Source organism: Chryseobacterium sp. JUb7, assembly GCF_024806495.1.
Lineage (GTDB): Bacteria > Bacteroidota > Bacteroidia > Flavobacteriales > Weeksellaceae > Chryseobacterium.
Genome location: NZ_JANUFF010000027.1, coordinates 1 through 3,800 on the forward strand (window position 1 = coordinate 1; position 3,800 = coordinate 3,800).

At 37.5% G+C, this 3,800-nt stretch carries 3 protein-coding genes and 1 pseudogene; all 4 read right to left on the bottom strand.

Annotation, left to right across the window (positions count from 1 at the left end; all coding sequences use genetic code 11):
- Nucleotides 1-390 precede the first annotated feature (390 nt).
- The gene (locus M2373_RS22445) at nucleotides 391-1,464 is read right to left on the bottom strand and encodes a nitronate monooxygenase family protein (protein ID WP_259113724.1); all 1,074 of its coding nucleotides are present in this window, start codon (nucleotides 1,462-1,464) and stop codon (nucleotides 391-393) included.
- A 32-nt stretch (nucleotides 1,465-1,496) separates the two neighbouring features.
- Nucleotides 1,497-1,940, bottom strand: coding sequence for a nuclear transport factor 2 family protein (locus M2373_RS22450; protein ID WP_259113726.1), 444 nt, complete (start codon nucleotides 1,938-1,940; stop codon nucleotides 1,497-1,499).
- A gap of 150 nt (nucleotides 1,941-2,090) precedes the next feature.
- Nucleotides 2,091-2,906, bottom strand: coding sequence for an SDR family NAD(P)-dependent oxidoreductase (locus M2373_RS22455; RefSeq protein WP_259113728.1), 816 nt, complete (start codon nucleotides 2,904-2,906; stop codon nucleotides 2,091-2,093).
- A gap of 35 nt (nucleotides 2,907-2,941) precedes the next feature.
- Nucleotides 2,942-3,461, bottom strand: a pseudogene (locus M2373_RS22460) (YceI family protein).
- Nucleotides 3,462-3,800 lie beyond the last annotated feature (339 nt).

Genomic DNA, 3,800 nt, shown 5'->3' on the forward strand with positions numbered 1-3,800 from the left:
CCCACCCAAAAAAAACACCCCCCACACTTAGTTGTTTTTTTTTTTTCACCCCTTGTTTTGTGCTCACACCCCCCCCAATCTTTCTGAAAGTTTTTTCTCACCCGCCCCCCCCCCCCCCCCCCCCCCCCGAAACTTGAAAAGAGCTCAAACATGCCGCTCAATCAGGGCTAGGGTGAAAACCATCAATTTAAGTTTTTGAAATATGTACAAAGTTTGTCATCCTTTCAAGAGTTTGGACACGAATCTTTTCCATGAAGTTTTCTGATACCATATGCTTAAATCCTTGACAGAAGTACAAATTCTGTGGTAATTATATTTTGATCAGGAAAACTAATTACGATAAAATTACCGATTCAATTGTAACCTTCCAGCATCCATCTTCCAACCAAATCATCTCATCAGTTCACTAGCTTCTTCAATCAAAGATTTCATTAAAACGGAGGCGCTTTTATGTTTTAAGATGGGTGCAATCTGACCCGACCAGAAGAAAACCAATTCGTACTTCTTTTGTTCCAGTGCTGCTTTTCTCATTGATGCGATAAAAGATGTCTGTAACGGAAAAGGTAAGGTTTGATCTGTTGCGGTCAACAGTTTTCGTGTAATGTCTGTGGTTATTCCGCGTCCTAATCTTCCGGTATACGCTCTGGAAAGAGTAGTAGATTTTGCGGCTTCAGAGAATAAAAATTCTTTGTGAACAGGCGGCGCTCCGGATTCTTGAGTTGCCAAAAATGCCGTTCCGATTTGTACGGCTTCTGCTCCCAAAGTCATTGCCGCCGTGATTCCGCGACCGTTGGCGATTCCCCCCGCGGCTACGAGCGGAGTTTTAACCTTATCTTTTATTAATTGAATCAAGGCGAAGGTTCCGGTCGTTGAAAGTTCTGCTTTTTCCAAAAATGAAGGTCTGTGGCCGCCACTTTCAAAACCTGAAGCTGCAATGACATCAACGCCAATATTTTCCAAAGCAATGGCCTCATCGACGGTAGTTGCATTTCCGACAACAACTGTTCCCTGATTTTTCAGTTTTTCAATAATATCAGGATCCAAAAGTCCAAACATAAAGCTGAAAACTTTAGGTTTAATATCAAAAACAACCTGTAGCTGATTCTGAAATCTCGATTCAAAAGAGGGTGGAAGTGGTGGAACTTCAATATTTAAGCTGTCATAATAGGGCTTAAAAACTTCTACTGCTTTCTGATACTGCTTTTGCGTATGGTCTTGGTTAATAATATCGTGGTCATTTATCCAAAGATTCAGATTATAGGGCTTATCGGTAATTGATTTTATCTGCTGATGAGCATCATAGATTTCCTGAGGGGATAAAGTATAAGCGCCATAACCACCCAATCCGCCTAATTTACTGACCGTTGTTGTCAATTCTACCGTAGACAATCCGCCACCGAAAGGTCCCTGGAAAATTGGATATTCTATACCTAATAAATCGGTTATTCTATTTTTATTCCACATGATTTTTGATGATTTTGGTTAAAAAAATTAAATTAAGGGTCTACATCTGTTAATGTTTTATTTACGATGAGCCATTTACCATCAATTTTATGGAAAGTTATAAAATTATAGTAATTAAAATCATACATTTTTACATTTAATTTTGCTGTAGCAATCGTGTTTATCACATCAATTGATATAATCGCTGCCTTAAAATCTTTACCGGATTTTTCAGGACTTAGCCGACTTCCGACTCCTTCAATATATTGTATTGAGGTTTTGTAATAAGGAACTCCTTTTATATCTCCTACTACTAATGCATCTTTATGAAAAACCTGTTTCAAGAGATCTGGGTTCCCTTCGTAAATTCCTTTAAAATACAACTGCTCAATAGCATTTTTTATAGCATTTTGCTCTGTTTTCATGATATTTATTTTTTGAGCATAGCTATTTACCGGTAGAATAAACAGCCATGCAAAAACAATTAAAATTTTCATTTTTTTATAAACTATGACCGGCACTCATTCCTCCGTCTACATTAATAATAGCGCCTGAAATAAACGAATTCTTAGCAATCGCATGAATCATCTGAGCAACCTCTTCAGGCTCTCCGATACGGTTAATCAGATGGATGCCCGCATTATTGTCTATACTTTCATCGCGTGCATCGGTGTTCTGATTAATCCCGGAGCAACGGTATTAAATCTTATATTATCTTTGCCAAATTCTGCTGCCAGTTGCAGTGTCAAAGCGTGAATTGCACCCTTACTCGAAATGGGTGCCGTAGACGGAGATTGTGCAATCGCATGATACACAAGCGGTGTTCCGATGTTGATGACCACTCCGTCTCTTTGCTTGATCATTTGAGGAAGAACAGCTTGTGTAGTGAAGAATGTTCCTTTCAAATTGGTTGTTAAAAATTTATCCAGATATTCCTCGGTTACTTCCAAAAACGCTTTATTTTCATAAATTCCTGCATTGTTAACCAATATGTCAACTGAGCCAAACTTTTCAAGAGCCGTTTTTGCCAAAGCTTCTCCTGTTGATTTTTCTGCGACATTTCCTGCAACCATGGCCAGATTTTCTCCAGCTCCCAATTGGTTATAAACTTCTTCTAATTTTGATGCTGTTTGTGAATTAATGACCACATGATCACCTCTGTCTAAAAAATAGCGGGCAACCTCTAAACCAATTCCTGATGATGCTCCTGTTACAATTATTGTCTGTTTTTTCATGTGTAAATTAATTTTTGGTGCTGTTGAAAATCCTTGTTCTTTTAAGGTTGAAACCTGCTCTCCGGCGTATCCCCAGTTATCATCTTCGATTTCGTTGATTACAATATGGGTTAAATGAGGATCTTTGTTTAAAACGGTAGTGACAACTTCACTTATTTTTCTGATAAGTTCTTTTTTTGTTTCGCGATTGATATCTTCGCGTAAAACATCTATTTTGATAAAGGGCATGATGTTAAATTTTTTAGGTTAATTTTTAATTTTGATTAAATTGTTTCTGCAACTAAATGTACATTCAAGTCGAAATTGTTGTAGATGAGGGTGTCACCAAGGTTGGCAAAGAAATTGGCAGATCTGAATTTGATGTTGAATTTTGTTCTGTCGATTACAATTTTAGCATCTAAAACTGCGGTACTATGTGTTTTTACAATCTGCAAAGTTGTGTCAATAGAATGTGTAATTCCTTTGATTGTAAGGTCTCCTTTTGCATGATAAAGATTGTTATCACCTGGTTCTGCATGTCTGATCAGGATATTGGTCTGAATTAAAGAAATCGTCAGAAGCGAGATGACTTGCAAACTGTGCGTTGGCTTCTGCATCTTCAACATCAAGAATTGTAATTGATTTTGTGCTGATGACAAATTTTCCAGCCAGAAGTTTGTCGTTTTCAAAAGTGAAATTTCCTTCTTTCACTTCTATGGTTCCACTGTGAGCCCCGGTTACTTTTTTTCCGATCCATTCAACTAAACTTTTTTCGCTGCTTACTTTAAAATTTTGTGTGTCCATTTTTAATTGGTTTTAAATTATAGGACAAAGTTCAGCCGATTTGAAGAAAAATTTATGTGAGGTAGATCACGAAATATGGGAAAGTTTGGGTTGTTGGAGATGGAAGTTTTAAACTAATTGTTGAAAAATTTTGTTTTTTTAATAGCTTTTGTTGATTTTTTTCCAAATTTTTAAATGAAAGACTGTAACTCTAGCCGCGATTGAAGCATTTGTTTGAGCTCATTTTTTGTTTTGGGGGGGGGGGGGGGGGGGGGGGGGGGGCCCCCACAACAAAAAAAAACAAATAGGTGGGGGGGGGGGGGGATATTGGTGAATTTATAATAATAATAGAATAAATTA

Coding starts and splice junctions, on each gene's coding strand:
- M2373_RS22450 (WP_259113726.1), bottom strand. CDS start 1,940: ATGAAAATTTTAATTGTTTTTGCATGGCTGTTTATTCTACCGGTAAAT.
- M2373_RS22445 (WP_259113724.1), bottom strand. CDS start 1,464: ATGTGGAATAAAAATAGAATAACCGATTTATTAGGTATAGAATATCCA.
- M2373_RS22455 (WP_259113728.1), bottom strand. CDS start 2,906: ATGCCCTTTATCAAAATAGATGTTTTACGCGAAGATATCAATCGCGAA.